This window comes from Corallincola platygyrae (assembly GCF_039544265.1).
Lineage (GTDB): Bacteria > Pseudomonadota > Gammaproteobacteria > Enterobacterales > Neiellaceae > Corallincola > Corallincola platygyrae.
Window position 1 is genome coordinate 106890 of the sequence record NZ_BAABLI010000011.1, and the last position, 19329, is coordinate 126218.

At 49.8% G+C, this 19329-nt stretch carries 12 protein-coding genes; 3 read left to right on the forward strand and 9 right to left on the reverse strand.

Going from position 1 to position 19329, the window contains the following annotated elements:
* The first annotated feature begins 195 nt into the window (after positions 1-195).
* Positions 196-921: a 3-deoxy-D-manno-octulosonic acid kinase gene (locus ABEA14_RS09635; RefSeq protein WP_345339754.1), complete on the forward strand. Its 726-nt coding sequence runs from the start codon at positions 196-198 to the stop codon at positions 919-921.
* A 318-nt stretch (positions 922-1239) separates the two neighbouring features.
* On the opposite strand, the gene parC is transcribed toward ABEA14_RS09635, so the two are convergent.
* From parC to nudF, 9 genes are all read right to left on the reverse strand, one after another.
* Positions 1240-3585, reverse strand: a complete 2346-nt coding sequence (gene parC / locus ABEA14_RS09640) for a DNA topoisomerase IV subunit A (RefSeq protein ID WP_345339755.1) — start codon at positions 3583-3585, stop codon at positions 1240-1242.
* A 132-nt stretch (positions 3586-3717) separates the two neighbouring features.
* Positions 3718-6174: a putative bifunctional diguanylate cyclase/phosphodiesterase gene (locus tag ABEA14_RS09645; protein ID WP_345339756.1), complete on the reverse strand. Its 2457-nt coding sequence runs from the start codon at positions 6172-6174 to the stop codon at positions 3718-3720.
* Positions 6175-6295: 121 nt separating this feature from the next.
* Positions 6296-8185, reverse strand: coding sequence for a tetratricopeptide repeat-containing diguanylate cyclase (locus ABEA14_RS09650; protein WP_345339757.1), 1890 nt, complete (start codon positions 8183-8185; stop codon positions 6296-6298).
* A gap of 95 nt (positions 8186-8280) precedes the next feature.
* Positions 8281-10635 (reverse strand): bifunctional diguanylate cyclase/phosphodiesterase, encoded by a 2355-nt coding sequence (locus tag ABEA14_RS09655; RefSeq protein WP_345339758.1) that lies wholly within the window; start codon positions 10633-10635, stop codon positions 8281-8283.
* A 103-nt stretch (positions 10636-10738) separates the two neighbouring features.
* On the reverse strand, positions 10739-12628 hold the full coding sequence (parE, locus tag ABEA14_RS09660) for a DNA topoisomerase IV subunit B (RefSeq protein WP_345339759.1): 1890 nt from the start codon (positions 12626-12628) through the stop codon (positions 10739-10741).
* Positions 12629-12716: 88 nt separating this feature from the next.
* Complete coding sequence (locus tag ABEA14_RS09665; protein WP_345339760.1) at positions 12717-13310, reverse strand: YqiA/YcfP family alpha/beta fold hydrolase; 594 nt, start codon at positions 13308-13310, stop codon at positions 12717-12719.
* Positions 13310-14134, reverse strand: coding sequence for a 3',5'-cyclic-AMP phosphodiesterase (cpdA, locus tag ABEA14_RS09670; RefSeq protein WP_345339827.1), 825 nt, complete (start codon positions 14132-14134; stop codon positions 13310-13312). The genes ABEA14_RS09665 and cpdA overlap by 1 nt, the downstream gene beginning before the upstream one ends.
* Positions 14135-14145: 11 nt before the next feature.
* Positions 14146-14610: a DUF1249 domain-containing protein gene (locus ABEA14_RS09675; protein ID WP_345339761.1), complete on the reverse strand. Its 465-nt coding sequence runs from the start codon at positions 14608-14610 to the stop codon at positions 14146-14148.
* A gap of 2 nt (positions 14611-14612) precedes the next feature.
* Positions 14613-15248, reverse strand: a complete 636-nt coding sequence (gene nudF / locus ABEA14_RS09680; protein ID WP_345339762.1) for an ADP-ribose diphosphatase — start codon at positions 15246-15248, stop codon at positions 14613-14615.
* 221 nt (positions 15249-15469) lie between these two features.
* Between nudF and tolC the strand changes: the two genes are divergently transcribed.
* Positions 15470-16786, forward strand: coding sequence for an outer membrane channel protein TolC (gene tolC / locus ABEA14_RS09685; RefSeq protein WP_345339763.1), 1317 nt, complete (start codon positions 15470-15472; stop codon positions 16784-16786).
* Positions 16787-17441: 655 nt separating this feature from the next.
* Positions 17442-19325 (forward strand): tetratricopeptide repeat-containing diguanylate cyclase, encoded by a 1884-nt coding sequence (locus ABEA14_RS09690; protein WP_345339764.1) that lies wholly within the window; start codon positions 17442-17444, stop codon positions 19323-19325.
* The last annotated feature ends 4 nt before the right edge of the window (positions 19326-19329 follow it).

The window sequence follows — 19329 nt, forward strand, 5'->3', positions numbered from 1 at the left end:
ACACCTCTGATCTCTACATATACTTGCAGTTCAAGCAGGCCTTTCACCTGCTATTCGAGATATTCTTTATCCCAACATGGTATATAACTGCTTCGCCACATAAAATAGGCAATGATACCAATCCGCATAAAGATATGGTCATATTCTTATACGGATTGGTATTAATTGATCTCAACCCATTCAAGGCCTTAGTGAATGCAACACCAGACCCTCGGCGCCGATTGCCTGCTTTGGAATGACAGTCTCGAAATCACGCCGCAAGTCGACTGGTTCACTCCCAACTTTTGGCAACAGCAAGGTGCCGTGACCGGTACCAGCCATGGCAGGGGAACCACTTACTTTGTTAACTACCAAGGCAACAACTGGGTGCTTCGCCACTACCGACGTGGCGGCTTGGTTGCGCACCTGAGTGACGATAGTTATTTCTTTTTTGGTCGTGAAAAAACCCGTGTCTGGCAGGAGTTTAAGTTGCTGCTGGATATGCATGACAAAGGCTTGCCGGTTCCTAAACCTATTGCTGGTCGCATTTCACGGCATGCTCTCTGGTATCGTGCAGATATCCTGATTGAGCAAATTAGTGGCGCCCAGGACCTCTATCACCAGTTGCAAAGCAGTGCGATGTCCCCGGAGGAGTGGCAGCAGGTCGGCAGGCTTATAGCGACATTCCACAACCAGGGTATCTATCACGCAGATCTCAACATTCACAATATTCTGCGGGATGCCGCAGGCAAGCTTTACCTGATCGATTTTGACCGTGGCGAACAACGCGAACCATCGCCAGCGTGGCAGCAAGCAAATCTCGACCGATTACTGCGTTCCTGTCGCAAGGAGGCTGGCCGTGTGGACACTTGGTATTGGCAGGAAAGTGATTGGCAGCACTTGGTTGCTGGCTACAAACAGGTTCAGGAAGTATCGAAGTAATAACAAAGCGGCTTTAAAGCCGCTTTGTTATTTAGGGTCTGTTGACCTTTGCTGTATGTTTTTGCAGCAATATGCTGGGGATTTAGGCGAGGCAGAGGCTGTGAAGTTGAGTGGCCCTCAATAAGCAGCCGATAACGAAGCATAAATTCCCAGCAAATGCTGCCCCTTCTTTTGAAGGAAATGGGATTCGTTGAAACACGTTCTGCGCTGCGTCATTCGCTACTTTCTTAGATCGCTAAGTTACGTAGCTCATTTCTTGCTCAAAACGTGTTTCATTCGAACAAAATCCATACACTAAAGGCCAACAGACCCTAGTGATCAGAACAGGTTTTCACTTTCACCTGTTCCCGATGATGGATTGGTAGGGTCAGAATCCTCCGAGCCACCATCGACGCTATCGTCGCTGGGCGATGCCAATGTCCATTCAACACTGTCAACTCGCTGCAGTCCTCTTGGCAACTTGTTACCGCGACGACCACGCTCACCTTTATAGTGTTCAATATCCGCTGGCTTCAGGGTCAGTTTGCGCTTACCCGCCCACAGGGTAACTTCCGCATCTGCTGGGATCACTTCAAGGACCTTCACATACTCCTCCCGACTCGCAGAGCGCGCAGAAGGAATACTGATAATCTTATTCCCTTTACCCTTGGCAAGTTCTGGCAACTGACTCAGTGGGAACACCAACATGCGACCTTCATTAGAGATGGCCAGACAGAACTCGCTCTCAACATCTTTCACAGTGCATGGTTTAAGTACATTGGCGCCAGTGGGCAGCGTCAGTAGTGCCTTACCGTTTTTGTTGCGGCTGACCATGTTGTCAAAACTACCAACGAAACCATAACCGGCATCGGAGGCCATCAGATAACGCTGACCAGGTGTCGCCATCAACACATGCTCAATGGTTTCACCAGCAACGATACTAAAGCGTCCTGACAGCGGCTCTCCCTGGCTCCTGGCGGATGGCAGGGTATGGGCATCGGTAGCAAAACTCCGTCCTGAGCTATCAAGGAATACCACAGGCTGATTACTTCGGCCTGCCGCTGATGCCTTGTATTGGTCTCCAGATTTATAGCTGAGATTCGGAGCATCAACGTCATGGCCTTTGGCACAACGGGCCCAGCCTTTATCAGACACCACTACGGTTACAGCTTCACTTGGCACCAGGTCTTTTTCAGACAGCGCTTTTGCTTCGATGCGTTCAACTAGCGGACTACGACGCTCGTCACCGTGCTTTTCAGCAACTTCCTGCAGTTCTTTTTTAATTAGCGTCTTCATACGGCGATCAGAGCCAAGTGTCAGTTCAAGCTGCTGACGCTCTTTGTCCAGATCGGTCTGCTCGCCCTTGATCTTCATCTCTTCGAGCTTGGCCAAGTGACGCAATTTCAGCTCGAGAATCGCTTCCGCCTGTTTATCGCTGAGGCCAAACCGTGCCATCAATTCTTGTTTCGGCTCATCCTCATTTCGAATAATCTCAATCACTTCGTCAATATTGAGGAAAGCGATAAGCAAACCATCAAGGATGTGCAAACGCGCCAATACTTTATCCAGACGGTACTGCAGGCGGCGACGAACCGTCGTTTTGCGGTACTCCAACCATTCGCTGAGAATGCGGTCCAGCGACTTAACCTGTGGCCTACCATCCAGACCGAGCATATTGAGGTTAACCCGGTAGTTGCGCTCCAGATCCGTGGTCGCAAACAGGTGTTGCATCAACTGTTCTACATCGACTCGATTTGAGCGCGGCGAGATCACCAGTCGTGTGGGATTTTCATGGTCGGACTCATCGCGCAGGTCGCTGACCATCGGCAGCTTTTTGGCCTGCATCTGAGCCGCGATCTGTTCCAGGATCTTGCCGCCAGAGACCTGATGTGGCAGCGCGTGAATCACGATATCGCCTGACTCAATTTGGAACACGGCGCGCATTTTCAGACTGCCGCGACCGCTTTGGTAAATCTTCTGTAGTTCACTGCGAGGCGTAATGATCTCCGCCTCGGTTGGAAAATCTGGACCTTTAACAAACTCCATCAAGGCATCTAGTTCGGCCTTGGGGTTATCCAGCAGATGTACACAGGCATTAACCACTTCGTTGATATTGTGTGGCGGAATGTCTGTCGCCATACCAACGGCAATACCGGTCACACCATTCAGCAGCACATGAGGTAGGCGCGCAGGCAATACCTTTGGCTCCTTCATGGTGCCATCGAAGTTTGGCTGCCAGTCAGCGGTGCCCTGCCCTAACTCTGATAGCAGTACTTCGGAGAACTTGGCCAGTCTCGCTTCCGTGTAACGCATTGCCGCAAACGACTTAGGATCGTCGGGAGCACCCCAGTTTCCCTGACCATCAATCAGCGGATAGCGATAACTGAACGGTTGTGCCATTAACACCATGGCTTCGTAACAGGCACTATCACCATGGGGGTGATACTTACCCAATACATCACCTACGGTTCGAGCCGACTTCTTGTGTTTCGAAGCCGCGGATAACCCGAGCTCACTCATGGCATAAATAATACGCCGCTGTACCGGTTTCAGACCGTCACCAATATGAGGCAGGGCACGGTCCATGATCACGTACATGGAGTAATTAAGGTAGGCTTCTTCGGTAAACTGACGCAGGGGGACCTGCTCTACACCGTCAAGGCTGAATGCGGTGGAATCGCTCATCTGGCAAGGATCTTATATCTGTTATTCGTTAGGCCGCTATACCTTGCCAGAAATTAGCGGAGGCTTGAATAGGAGGAGCAGCAACTCGCGGGGTTTATCACACTGGCCGACGAATTAATCGCCAACTTATGTCTAACTTGCAGTCACTTCGACAAGTGCAGGCTGAACAGAATGAAGCATGGGGCCGGGTTTTCCAATGAAATAGCCCTGCCCGTAATCGATCCCCAACTCTTTAAGCACTTCATAGAGAGCGGCATTTTCTACGTATTCGGCAATGGTTTGATACCCAAAGTGCCCAGCGATCTCAACAAGGGCTTTAACAAATACGCGATCAGACGGTTTGTTAAGTAACTCTCGAACGAACGAACCATCAATCTTAATAAAGTCGACGGGAAGCTCTTTTAGGGTATGGAAAGACGAAAACCCGACACCAAAGTCATCCAGTGCAAAACGACATCCAAGCGCCTTGAGTCTTGCAATGGCTTCACACGCCAGGGTGAGATTATTAAGGGCAGCAGTCTCAGTGATTTCGAAGATCAGGCGGCGACAATCAACACGCGATGCGGTCAGGATCTTTTCGATTTGCCGCATCACCCGCTGATCGGCAAATGAACGCCCAGACAGGTTGATCGACAGACTGACATGCTGCTGTGACGCAGGCAGGCCAAGCAAAGTCTGCACAGCATTTTCGATAACAAACAAATCGATGCGAGAGATGTAGCCACCCTCTTCTGCCGCCACAATCAATGGGTAGGCAGACACCAAACGGTTACTTTCATCCTGGAAACGAAGCAGCACTTCATAATGACTGGTGCTGCCGTCGGACATCTCTTGGATAGGCTGGAACACCAACTGAAGTCGTTCCTGATCAACCGCACGGCGGGCTTGCTCCAACCAATAACCGCGCTGACGTTTATCGTCTTTTATCGATTCACGCTGATACAGGCTATAGCAGTTTTTACCCTGTTGTTTCGCTTGGTACATAGCCAGGTCAGCGTGAGCTAATAGTTCATCCAGGGAGTCGCCCTGCTCTGGATACGCCACGATACCAATACTGGCGGAGGCTGAGTGCAGCTGTTCTTTACCACCAATCCGCAGTTGCGAAACGACACGAACCACACGAGCGGCCACCATTTCTGCCAGTTCGGTATCAACGCCCGGTAGGTAGAAGGCAAACTCATCGCCACCAAATCGCGCACACAGAACATTCGGAGACAATACCTGCTCTAATGCACCAGAAACGGCGCGCAGCATACGGTCTCCAACATTGTGACCACTGTAATCGTTAATGTATTTGAAGTTATCCAGATCGATAAAGAACAGGCAACCTCGTTCATGTTTCATCAGCTGCTGACGCAACAGGATTTCGAATTGACGACGGTTGATCAGGCGGGTCAGGGAATCATGGGAGGCCAGCCATTCCAGCTCTTCAGCTCGGTGAGTCAGCTCCTTCTCCATATTTTCCAACTGGTCTGCCAGCTGGTAAGTCGCATTGGCCAAGTCATCCGTTTCATCAGAAAAACGCATTTTGGGTAGTGTGGAGATCTCATTATGAACATCACGATAACGAGACTGGGCAAGCAGTGGCAGCAGGCCAATGACTTTTCGAACGCGAAACAGAGGGCCTTTTAGAACCACGAGCAAAGAACCGAGCAAAAGAACCAGTGAACCTACGCTGAACAGCAGGTTATTGCGCTGGGCATTTTGTACCGCTTTCATGGTGCCATCGATATCCACCAACGAGCCGATGTAGAAAGACTCTTGATTGGTCACCGCCAGCGGCAAAGAAGATAGGCGCATCTCAAGTGCTCTGTCATCCATCTCTACCATCACAGGTTCGAGCGCCAACTGGCTTGGATGCCATTGGTTAAGCAGTTCTTTCAGCGCTCCACGTTTCTTGTAGGCCGCTTCCAGTAGTTCAAACGAATCCTTATCCGCCCTGACGGTAAACAGCATGGAGCCTAATTTAGTCTCCATAACGGGCATCAACTGATTAAACTTGATGACATACACCAGGCTATAGCGCTGAACCACGGCGAGTCCAGATGAGAATCGATATGGCACAACCGCCACCAGATAACACTCTTTACTGCAGTGCAGGTAATTCTTTGCTGTTGGTGTAAACAGCATGTCTTGGGAGAGTTTGTCTAGAGGAAGTGTCTGATATCCCCAGCTATCCAGAAAACGAGCGCGGCTGTCAAACAACATCAGACTATCAACCGAATAGCCCAGGTTGTTACGCAGGCCACTCCAAAAGCTGGACATGGCCTGATAGCTTTCGTCTGTCAGTGGCCCTTCATCAGAGCCATTCAGACCCACTTGGCTTAAGCGGTTCTGACTGAGAACCTGAAGTTGCTCCAGCATGCTGGCCAGCATGCCTTCAAGCTGAGCGTTTCTGAGTTGGCTTTGATTTTGACGCTCTAGGGCGAAGTAGTTATTGAGGTTGCGGTGATTCAGGTAGGCATACGTAGCAAAGAGCACCAGGATAAGAAATCCCAGTAACCCAACGATTTTCCAACTCAGTCCAAGCCTGAAATTAAATGCCCACTTCACTACTACGGGGTCCAAATAACGCGTAACTATCAGCAATTCAGCTGATTATCCACAGGCTCTTGAGTGATGCAAAAGCTAATTAAGCACAGCTTGATATGGATCTCCTTACCTTGGCAACTAAGTTGCCCTAAGCAGATTCATGTCACACCAAGCTGTTTTAAACAGGACCAGATATTAGCGGGTCAATCTGCTCTGAAGTGGTCTGTTCACGCTCAGATGATGCCGTTAACATTGCTTGTTGCGCTCGTTCAAGCAATTGCTCTGCTTTCAGGTCATCGCCAGTATAGGTCGCCACTCCAAAACGACATCCAAGGCCTTGAGAGGATGGCAAATTATGCTGAAGTACCTGATTAATCGCATCTTCCATACGATCACAAGCTCGCCAGGCACGCCTATCGTCTGTGTCCGGTAACAGCACAACAAAACGCTCGCCTCCCAAGCGTCCAAGTACATCATTTCCGCGCAATACTTGAGACGCGGAAACGGACAGCTGTACCAACAGGTCTTCACCAAATTGATGTTTTCCCTGCTCGGTTAACAGGCCAAATCCTCGTATTTCAAACATCATGACACTGAAAGCTGAGGGTAATCTTATTCCCCGTGGATGCAGCATTTTCTCTATAGCACCAACCATATACAGGCGGTTATACAAAGAAGTCAGGGGATCGGTATTTGTCACCAACTGCAACTTCCTATACGCACGCCATTGCCAGTAGAGCGATGCAGCCAAGGCCAGTGACATCAGACCAAGCACACTGCTCCAAACAAACCAGCGATGCTGTGCCGATTGGCTCTGCTCTAGCTGCATCTGCCTTAACGCACTCTCCTGCTCCAACATCTGATTTTCAAGTGCATGACGGTCAACATCGAATGCAACTCTGAGCAATGCTTCTCGATCTCGCTGTTCAGTGTGATAGAACTCAACCAACTGATCGACATGGCGATTAAGCCTGAAATAAGCTTCATTATATTCACCCTGCGCCGCCAGCACGCTGGCCTGCAGGCGCAGCGATTGCTGCTTCATCCAGGTTTTTTCCAGGTCTGGATTGACCTCCAGAATCTCGACAGCTTTTTTAATGGTGACGGCGGCTTCAGACACTTTATCCAAGCCCAGACTAATTTCAGCTCCCGTCATATAGAGCTGAACAGCAAATCCAGGATCAGCAGTATCAGCAACCATTCTTTCCGCTTTCAGAAAGGCGCGTTCTGCACGACTAAAACGCTGTAGCGCCAACCATCCATTGGCAAGCCCCATTTGCGCATAGGCCATATCCTCTCTCAGTCCCATCTTTTGTGCTGCCTCATAGGACTGCTCAAAACTGGCAATAGCATTCTGATATTGCTCATCAGCTTGATAAGCACTGGCTAGATTGTAGAGGCTGACGGCAATCTCAACAGGGTCACCATGCTGCGCGGCTAAGTCATAGGCTTCACCGTAATACTTAATGGCGGTTTGGTGTCGGCCCATGTAGCTGTATATGGTTGCCATCTCGTTGACAACGGCACCTAGTAGGCGAGTTTCTTCACTCAGCAAGGCAAAATCGTGGGCGATTCTAATATGCTTCAGCGCCCCTTCATTCTGTTCCAGAGTAGACAACAGGTTAGCCATACCCATGTGCGCTTCGGCACCTAAATCAGCATCCCCCGCCATTTCGGCATAGGCTATTGCACTACCGTATAGCTCTCTTGCTTCGGTGTACTGACTACGTGAAAGCAGGGTGTACGCCAGCCCTGTCATCAGGTGTGCTCGGGCCTCTGAAGGCGTATCGGGTAACCTGGCCAATGCCAGTCTTGCAACTCGCTCAGCCTCTTCCCAGTTACGGAGGCCACTGTATGCGTCAGTAAGTAAGGCACTGAGAAAGGCAAAAGACTCGGCATCATGCTGACGTTCATTCAGCGCAGTGCTTAACTCTCTTACAGCATCTGGGGGGGAGCGGTATACCAGATCTTCCAAACGATCCCATTCAGCATCATCTTTCGCCGCAACCATGCCTGACATCAGCATCGCCAGCAGCATCACACTCCATTGTGTTAGCCATTTATTCACGATCTAGTTCGCTTGCTAAATTACTGAGAAGCTCCAAATGTAATCTCTTTCCCCGTCAGGATCATCCCGTCAGGTCAAAGAATCTACTTTAGAGATTAATGAAGCACCTTGGTCAGCGTATCAAAACCCATAGGTCGATAGTAATAAAACCCTTGGGCAAATTCGCACTCGTTTTCATCAAGGAAATTTGCCTGCCCCTGAGTTTCGATCCCCTCAGCAACGACAGATTTCCCCAGCATACTACCAAGGGAGATCAGGGTTGACGCCAATTGGCGACGGGCGGGATCACTTTCGGTATCTCGAAGCAGCCGTTGGTCTATCTTAAGTAAATCAACTGGCACCCGTGATAACGTCTCCAAGGCGCACGGGCCGGCTCCAAAATTGTCGATGGTGAGGCCAACACCTAACTGATGCAATCTGGTCAGCAGCGCTTCAATTTCCTGTTCATGCTGAAGCAGCGTGGACTCTTTTAATTCAATGCGCAGTTTACCTTTAGGAATTCCCTGCCCTTCAATCAAACTTTTGAGCCTACCAACCAAACCGGCATCATCCATCTGCGAGTTCGACATGTTGAACGACAGCTCGATATCTTTACCGTGTTGCGAGAGCGCATGTGCGTCTTCAACGACCTGTCGACAAACCCAGTCTCCGATGGGCTTAAGCAGTTTGTTTCTTTCAGCCAACTCGATAAACATGGCAGGCGGCAGAACGCCAAGCCTTGGATGCCGCCACCTCAGCAGCGCTTCAGCTCCTTGGATCTTACCATCTCTCAATCGAATCTGCGGGAGATACACCAGCTCCATCTGCTCCAAAGCCAGGGACTCTTTCAACTCCGCCAACAATGTAAACTCGCTTTTTGCATCGACTGACTTGGTTGGGTCAGCAAACTGATAGCTGCTCACACCAGCGCCCTTGGCTCGATACATCGCTTTGTCCGCCAAATGCATCAGTTCATCCACCTGAACACCATCTTCTGGCGCCATCGCAATGCCTATGCTGGCACCTATCTCTACGCACTGATCATCCATGGTGTAGGGCTTAACTAATCCATTCAGCAGCTTTTCGGCAATAGCCGCGGCATATACTTGCTCATTGACGTTATGGAGTAATACAACAAACTCATCGCCACCAATGCGCGCAGCGTGATCTGTTTTTCGCAGCATGTTCTTTAAGCGATAGGCAACCTGCTTGAGCAACGCGTCGCCCGCCGCATGGCCATGTTTATCATTGACCGTCTTGAAGTCATTCAAGTCGATAAACAGTAGAGCCACGCCCATGCCATCCCGGTTGATTCTCGCTAATGAGTCTTTCAGCTGTTCGTTAAACAACTGTCTGTTCTCGAGTTGAGTCAGGCCGTCAAAATATGCAAGGCTATGAAGCCGTTGACGAATGGCATCCGACTCCAGTTCAATCATACGCGTTGTCATTGCCAGGCCAGCTGCAATAGCAAAGTTAAGCTCATCAACCTGCCAGTTTCTGACCAGGTCAGCTTGCTCAACCAGCATCATGCCGAAGCTCTGCTTATGAAGTTGAAACGGCACCAGCATAACGGACTTGAGCGACATCAACCGTCCAAGTTGTATTAGTTCAGAGGCGCGGGAATCCTTTTCAACATCTGGCGAGGCAAACGCAATACCTGTCTCAACGGCAGAAAACAACCGGCCAAACGAATGCCTGTTGAGCTGTCCAACTTTTCCGGGTTTGGTTTGTGTATCTGAATAAGCTGGCGTGATATTGCGCATCAGCTGCTTGCCACTTTCAAATACCCAGATACTGGCACCGCTGCAGCCTAAAACCGATCTAACAGTGCCACACACTTGTCCCGCCAACGCTTCCATGTTGTCGGCCAAAGCACAGTCCAATGACAACTGGCTGAGGCTTGCCCCCTGGCGTTGTAACCGGGTGTAGGTTTGGTTCAGGCGCACCTCGTCATGACGAACTTCGTCTTCCAACTCGGCCAATCTCAGTTTGCTTTGGTGCAATTCTCGGCTCTGCCGATTTAACGTAGACTCAAGCTGTAACTGATGCTTGTGTAACTCAGTCACGTCAATCAGTATCGACTCAACACTCGCATGCTGGCCCCGGTTGTTACTGGCGACACGACCGGACTCCCACAACCAGATTAAAGAGCCATCACGGTGAAATACGCGGTATTGAAGGGTGTAGGCCTGCTTTTGATGGATCTGTTGCAGCATGCTCTGGCGCAGTTTAGCTAGAGATTCCTGCGGGTGAAGAAGTGAATCAAAACTGCGGGCGTGGTGATTAACAAGCTCGTCAGAGCGGTATCCGACGAGGGAATGCATTGCCGATGAGACAAAGGAGAATGACAGGGCACTATCAAGCTTACGGCAACAAATTACGCCAGGAAGGCTGTTAAGCAATGCCTTCAGCTCACAGTCACACCCTAACCTGGCGGCGAGTGATGCTCGTTCAAACCTTTTCTGTTGCAACGGGACGCTCCTTGATCCCTCCGGCGGCCAATAATCACAGTATAGTCAAGCCTGCGTAATTATTAGCCCTAACAATAAAAATCCATCTCTGTTTACACTAGGTCTAAAGCTCTACGCGGTCACCTTTGAGTTCAAGCCACTCTTTGCGGTCTGAAGAACGCTTCTTCGCCAGCAACATATCCATTACTGCCAGCGTCTGATCGGCATCATCGACGGTCAGCTGTACCAAGCGGCGAGTGTTAGGATCCATGGTTGTTTCACGAAGCTGAAGCGGGTTCATCTCACCCAAACCTTTGAATCGCGTCACCTGGATCTTACCGCGTTTTTTTTCTGCTTCGATGCGATCCAAAATGCCCTGCTTCTCAGGCTCATCCAATGCGTAGTAAACCTCTTTGCCAACATCAACCCGGTACAACGGCGGCATGGCGACGTAAATATGCCCTTCCTGAACCAGATGACGGAAGTGACGCAGGAATAGCGCGCATAAAAGCGTGGCGATGTGCAACCCATCAGAGTCTGCATCGGCAAGAATACAAATCTTGCCGTAGCGCAGACCTGAGGTATCGACAGAATCTGGGTCCATGCCGATAGCCACTGAAATATCGTGAACCTCTTGAGACGCCAGGATCTGGCCACTGTCCACTTCCCACGTATTCAGGATCTTACCGCGCAATGGCATTACCGCCTGAAATTCTCGATCCCTGGCTTGTTTGGCAGATCCACCTGCCGAGTCCCCTTCCACCAGGAACAGCTCACTCTGGGCCGGATCATCCGATGCACAATCGGTGAGTTTGCCCGGTAGTTGTGGGCCTGACGTGACCTTTTTGCGGACCACCTTTTTAGCCGCACGCATGCGCCGCTGGGCACTGCTAATACACACATCTGCCAACAGCTCCGCAATGTCCGTATGCTCGTTGAGCCAGAGACTGAACGAGTCTTTGACCACACCGGAAACAAAAGCCGCACACTGCCGCGAAGACAGTCTTTCTTTAGTTTGACCGGCAAACTGTGGATCCTGCATTTTTACGGATAGGATATAGCTACAGCGATCCCAGATATCATCTGGAGTGAGTTTGACGCCCCGTGGCAGCAGGTTGCGGAACTCACAGAACTCTCGCATCGATTCAAGCAACCCGTTACGCAAACCATTTACGTGGGTTCCGCCCTGTGCAGTTGGAATCAGGTTGACGTAACTTTCGCCAATATTTTCGCCACCTTCAGGCAGCCAGGTAACAGCCCAGTCCACCTCTTCATGTTCTGAGCGGAACTCGCCGGTAAATGGGTTTTCAGGCAGAGATGGAAAGGCTTTGACACTCTCACGAAGATAATCACGCAAACCATCTTCATAATGCCACTCAACTATTTCGCCATTGACCTTGTCATTCAGCTTAATTCGCAGGCCGGGACAAAGAACTGCTTTCGCTTTCAGATTGTGCTTCAGCTTAGAGACTGAGAATTTAAAACTGTCGAAGTAGCTGGGATCAGGCCAAAACTGTACTCGAGTGCCGGTATTGCGCTTACCAACCGTACCAGTGACTTCCAGCTCTTTAACCTTGGCGCCATTCTCGAATGCAATTTCATGCATTTGGCCATCTCGACGTACCGCCACTTCCACTCGGGTAGATAGCGCGTTAACGACCGAGATGCCTACCCCGTGCAAACCGCCAGAAAACTGATAGTTGCTGTTTGAGAACTTACCGCCAGCATGCAGACGACAAAGGATCAGTTCAACACCACTCACGCCTTCCTCGGGGTGAATGTCCACCGGCATCCCGCGACCATCGTCGATCACTTCCAACGATTGATCAGGGTGCAATATCACCTGGACCTGCGTTGCAAAACCAGCCAGTGCTTCGTCCACACTATTGTCGATGACTTCCTGGCCCAAGTGGTTAGGCCGGGTCGTATCCGTATACATACCTGGTCTACGTTGAACGGGCTCTAACCCACTGAGCACTTCAATCGCATCGGCGGTATATTGCTGGTCACTCATCTGTCTGGCTCTTATCTGTTCTGGCTTTAATGGGGTTCATCTGCTTAAGGCGGATAATGGTGGCGATGGGGTCAATAGATGTCAATCATCAGCCAGTATCGGTTTGCTCATCTGCGTGGTACAGGTCATAAAATGAAAACATCTCGGGCAAATATTGCTCAAACATGGTGAATAGGTGGTCTCCTCCCGGAACGACACACTGCCTGGCGCCACGATAGAAGTTCTCTGCCTGCCGATAATCCAACACCTCGTCTCCTGATGTCATCAGTACAAGATATCGCTCAACAGAGATACTGGAGGGCTGTAACTGGACCAACTCCTCGATATGTGTCTGATTCAGGATATATGTTTCGCCCGTATATGGGTTGGTGTGTTCGCCGAGCGCCTGGCTTAATAGCATGGCTGGTGTCACCGCAGGATTGACCAAAACGCTGGGAATCGCCACTTTTTCAGACAACAGAGTCGCAAAAAAACCGCCGAGCGAACTGCCAACACAGGCACGAATTTTTTGTTCGGCGACCAATCGAGTCAGTTGTGCCCAGCACGCGGCAGGCGTACTGGAGAGCTGGGGGGCAATCAGCTGCCAATCAGGCCGTTGGTCGTTCAGATAGTCCCGCAGAACCTCTGCTTTAGCTGAGCGGGAAGAGCTGTTAAAACCGTGCAGATAAAGCAGATTAGGCATTAATACCCTTTGCTTTCCATATTGGGAGCGAATGGGTTTTTCTTTAGTCTGTGCACCTGAGTTTCGATATCACCGTTATCTAGCAAAGTAAGTTTGCGGTATCCGGGCGCCAGCGTATCCAGAGTGAACTGGTCGCACTTGGGCTTAAACTGAATGCAGGTTGACGGGGTAGAGATCAGCTTTAACCCTTGCTGTTTTAGTTCCATTTCCTGATGCACATGTCCCCAGACAATGCCTCTGACCTGGGGTTTGCCAGCTAACAATGACAGGAATTGCTCACCATTCTTGAGTTTATGTTGATCTAACCAACGACACTCCATGGGTACAGGGTTGTGATGAAGCATCACCAAACAGTGTTTGGCGGGATACTCTGCTATCGCATTCTCAACAAACTTCAATTGCTGTTCGGATAGGAAGCCATAGGTATGTTTCTTCACCTGACTATCCAGCAGCAAAACCTGCCACAGCGGAAACACGATCTGTTTTGCGCAATGTAAAGTAGGGCTATTCAGCTCCGTCGCCATGATAGAGGCATCATCATGGTTTCCAGGGATCCAATAACAAGGTGTCTGAAAACGCGCCATGCCATGGGCAAACGCGGCATAGGAGCGCTCTGAATCGTCCTGAGAGATATCTCCAGTTGCCAGGAAGGCGTCTACGGATTCATTGTTCGCGGCAATAAGGTCCAGCACAGCGTGAAAACTGTCACGTGTATTAACACCCAGCAGCGCCTTTTCCGGGCTGCCAAATAGATGCGTATCTGTAATCTGAAGTAGTTGAGGAGACTGCCGACCGCCTGGCAGAGTAACCTCAACTTTTACCATTTCCACTGGGTTTAGTCGCTTTTTCCTGAAACTGAGCTCGATGGCATCAAATCTGCGGCGCTGTAGCCAAACCGTTTACTGTGCTGTAGCCATTCCGCAAGAAATTGATTAACCTGGATTTTTTCGTCTTTATGAAGCATATTTTTATTAGGATAATCATATCTTGGCTTGAGCCTGGAAATCTGCTGACTAGTTAACACTTCTGCAACGCGAGCATCGTGGTACAACCTGACGGTCATATGAGGAAGCATAAAGGAGGCTGCACCGTCCCTTTTCTGTTCAAGACCAACGGTGCAGGTATACTTGGTTTCTTCGATAAGAGAAAGTTCTACCTGGGTGTGCGAATCAAGCGCCCAATGCAGTCTATCCCCTGGTTGACACAGTCGCTTTACCAGCAGACCCAGCGTCACATAGTTGCGTTCGCAACATCTGAGAAATGCCGGAAGGTCAGGTTGATAGCGACGTATCTCTTTCATCGCTATTTGCTCGTCCAGCGCTGACGCAAATTGTCACCATGCAGCTGCAACCACTGTAATGCAATGATCGTCGCTGCATTATCAACTTGCCCGGATGAAAGCAGGTCGATGGCTTGTTCTCGACTCACTACCTGCACCCTGATATCTTCATGTTCGTCGGCCAAGCCGTGAAGACCGCCCGCTCCGTGACTATCTATCTCACCAACATAGATTTCTAGTCTTTCGGTGGTACCACCGGGGCTCGCTAGATAGCTATGCAGGTGCTCCAATCGGCCCAGTTTAAGCCCCGCCTCCTCTTCGGCTTCACGATGAGCCACCTCTTCGCTGGATTCTCCCTGTTCAACAATGCCCGCCACCAGTTCATATAACCAAGGATGCTCAGAGGTGGCCAACGCTCCTACTCGGAACTGCTCCTGGATCACAACCGTATCAGCGACAGGGTCATATGGCAGCAGCACAACCGCGTGGCCGCGTTCAAATACTTCCCTATCCATAGGTTCACTCCAACCGCCAGCAAACAGGCGGTGGCGCAAACGGTACTTCACCATTGAGAAAAAGCCTTGATATAGGGTCTCAGTGGCGATCAGTTCAACGTCATTTTTGCCAAATCGCTGCGCATTAAAACTTAATCCCGACAATGGACAATCCTTTAACTAAACTTGTTCGTGATTTAGCCATTATCAGCGTGGCTTGATCTCATCACAAGTGAACAACTTCGCTGCTAAAAAATTTCTGTTACACTTGAGACAAACAATATGTGGTATCTCAAGGATATACTGCGTTTTGATAAGCATAAGACCCAATATGGCGTTCTGCCGATGGGCCAACTCTTTTTAGACTTGAAGGAAGACAGAAGACAATGGTCAAGAAGCCCCTTTCTTTTGCTGTAGCCGTGGCATTGGGTGGAATCTCCTGTGCTGCACAGGCTGACAATATCTGGCAGATCTACGAGAAATCACTGGAATCAGATCCTGTGATCCTTCGCGCGGCAGCCCAGCGTCAGGAAGCATTTGAAGCAATTACCGAAGCACGAGCACCATTGTTGCCACAGATATCTGTGACTGGTCAGTATACAGATACCAGTAGTAACAGGGATTTTCGTGAAAGCGATGGCACCAGTGCCACCGTCGGATTGACTCAGGAAATATACCGCCAGGAAAGCTGGATCACTCTGGACTTAGCAGAAAAAAGCGCACACCAGGCAGATGTGAACTACAACTTACAGCTTCAAAACCTGATGCTGCGAGTCTCACAAGCCTATTTTGACGTTTTGCAAGCGATGGACGACGTTGAGTTTATCGCCGCAGAGAAACGTGCAATTGAACGCCAACTTGAGCAAACCAAGCAGCGTTTTGCTGTTGGTCTGACAGCAATTACCGACGTTCATGAAGCCCAAGCGGAATATGACCGTTCAGTAGCGGATGAGATCGTTCAGCTGAACGTCCTCGAAAACAGCTACGAAGGTTTACGTGTTCTGACTGGCCTTAGCCACCGCGATCTGGACGTGTTGAATACTGAGTTGTTCTCACCGACCAAACCGCAACCAGAGTCTTCAGATGGCTGGCAAAAAATCGCAACCGATCAGAACCTTTCATTAGCTGTTTCACGAGTAGCAACCGATATCGCCAAGCAGAACATTGATTTGGCAGCGGCTGGCCATATGCCAACGTTCAGTCTGTTTGCTCAACATGACACCTCAAATGTCGAGCCAGATTTTGATAGCGGCAGACCTGATAGTTACGACGACACCACTATCGGCGTCCAGGTGTCTGTGCCAATCTACACTGGCGGTGCCATCAGTTCGAGAGAGCGCCAGGCACAACACGCGTTTGTTGCGACCAGTGAACAGATGAACGAAACCTATCGTGAAGTGAATCGTTCCACTATCAACAACTACAACAACGTGATTGCCTCAATCAGTGCTATTCGCGCGTTTGAGCAAACGGTTGTCTCTCGTGTCAGTGCGTTGGAAGCTACTGAAGCGGGCTTCGAGGTGGGTACACGTACCATCGTTGACGTATTGGATGCGACTCGTAACCTCTATGATGCTAAGCGCCAACTGTCTCAAGCGCGTTACTCATACATCCTTAGCGTACTGCAGCTGAAATTCTCAGCTGGTAACCTGACTGAGCAGGATCTGCAGGACATCAACAAAGGTCTACAGCGTCCGTCATAATTTTGCATGGGTACCTAGTAAAAAAAGCCACCGCCAAGGTGGCTTTTTGCTATCAACTGTTCTCTATCAACCTACCGGCCGCCAAGCTTACCAATGCTCACTTTACAATCACGCTGAAAGGGATAAAATCGTCAAAATAACAACAACATGCCCCTTTAAGCAGTAGGGATCACTGACCCACTTTCCAGAGAGTGACCATGGCAAAAGGATTGCTGATACTAGTACTCGTCGCTTCCGTATACTTTTTAATGCGTTATCGGCAAAAAACCAAAACCGTCATCAATGCTGACGACGGAGACTTTCACGCTGTTTCTATCGAAAATGGATTAATTTGCTGCTCCCAGGCGGAGAAGCTCCAAAATAAACGCTTCTTAAGCCACGAGGCACCTAAAATCCCTCTTCCGGGCTGCGATCAATCGGTATGTAACTGCCGATACAAACACTTCACCGATCGACGAAATCCAAATAATGACCGCCGAGATCACTTCAGTACCAGGCAAGAGCTTTATCAGGTAAGCACCGACACCGAACGCCGTAAAGTGAGAGATCGGAGAAAACTAAAGCGGTCCTAACGCACAAATTTCCTACACTGGCGTGCATCTGTTAAGATCACGCCTCGTTTACAATCCCCTTCGGCAGTTATTAGGCAATTCGCGTGTCTGCATTTAAATGTGTCATCCTGCTCTCGATCAGCCTAATAACCAGTTATTGCTTTCCGGTAAATGCAGCAGACTCCTCATTTTCGGTGCTGGAAAAACTACTAAGTAAAAGCACTAGTCATACGGAATCGGTGCAAACTCTAGAGAGATATCGTAGCGACCTATCTAAATGGTCAGTGCTAGAGCAGGCGCGCTTTTATATCAAGCTCGCCGATCACCAAACAGAACTTAGTCAGTTCGCAGAAGCAGAAGAGAACTATTCCCGAGGCATTGGCATATTAACACCACTCGGCGCTTCTCAACCGCTGATACACGCGCTTACCGAACGCTCTTATGTTCGTTACATCAAAACCTATGACAAAAGCTTTTACTGCCCTGACAGGGTACTGGCAGCTGAATATGCCCGCGAACTCCAAGATCAGGATACTTTGGTAAAAGCCCTGACCCAGTTGGCGTTTTGTTACAATAACCGAGCGCAATTTGAGTCTGGATTGAAGCTGCTGCAGGAAGCTCTTGCCATTGCCTATGATGCAGAACTGACACCAAACCGAATAGCAATGATCTACAACGCAACCGCGCTAATCTATCAAAAAATTGAACTCAATGCGGAAGCCTATCACTACCTGCTCAAGGCATACCAAAAGTGGGCTTCGGTCGATGACAAAATAGATATGCTCAGTATGCTGCATGGCTTGGTGGCCTCGGCAATTAAGCTTGGCGACTGGGAGTTGGCAGATAAACATGTCGAAGAGATGTTCGCACTGGCAAATCGCTCTCCTGAGCACACAGACTTTACCTTTTTTGCCTACTTTAATGCGGGCAGAGCGGCACTGGCTAAGAGAGAACTATCCACCGCAGTGGAACAACTGAATGTCGCACTGGCTCGACAAGAAGATACCGCCGAAAAGTTCTTTGTCTGGTTAACCCATGCTACTTTGGCTGAAACCCACCTGCGCAGTGGTGACTGGGAGCAAGCCAATGAACAGGCTGAAGCCTTCCTGGCTAACCCCAATATCAGCGATGACCTGGGATATTGGAAAGCGCTTTGCGAAGCAATCATTGCCGCCAAAATACAGGATGGTCAAACAGCACTGCTAAAAGTCTTAAGCATTGCTGACAGCGAGAGAAAGCAGAAGATCGACTTTATTAATGACGCTGCGCTAAGGGCAACACACAGCCACTCCGAAAAGCTGACGCAATTTGAAAACCAGCTATTGACCAAAGAGGTTGAAATCAATCGGCTGGCACTGGCAAACGAGCGGGATCAACGCAAAATCGCCTACCTGACCATCACTGTGATTGTCGTGTTCACACTGGGCCTATCGGCAGCTTTATTCTTCCTGATTCGCTCGCGCAGACTGCTTCAACACAGAGCACAAACCGATTTTCTGACTGGCGTAGCAAACCGCCGTTATATCATGGAGCAGGCCGAGCGCATCATTGATCGCGCTGCACATCGAGGTGATAACCTGTCAGTCATTCTATTTGATATTGACCACTTTAAGCGGATCAATGACACATATGGTCACCAAGCAGGCGATAAAGCGATTAAGCAGATCGCTGATGTCACCATTGGCTCTTTACGCCCCGGAGATATATTAGGCCGTGTTGGTGGCGAAGAGTTTTTGGTGGTACTGCCTGCGGCGGGCCAAAAGCAAGCACTGGAAGTGGCAGAGCGGCTGCGTAATGCGGTGGCATGCCATCCTCTTGATATGAACAAACAGAAGATCCAGGTAACTATCAGCCTGGGCGTCAGCACTTTGAAGTCGGATTGTTCGACACTAACAGCTCTGATGCATGCCGCCGATGACGCCCTCTATCAAGCGAAAGGCGCGGGTCGAAACTGTACCCAAGTCGCATCGCAGCCACAACTCGCCTAACCTA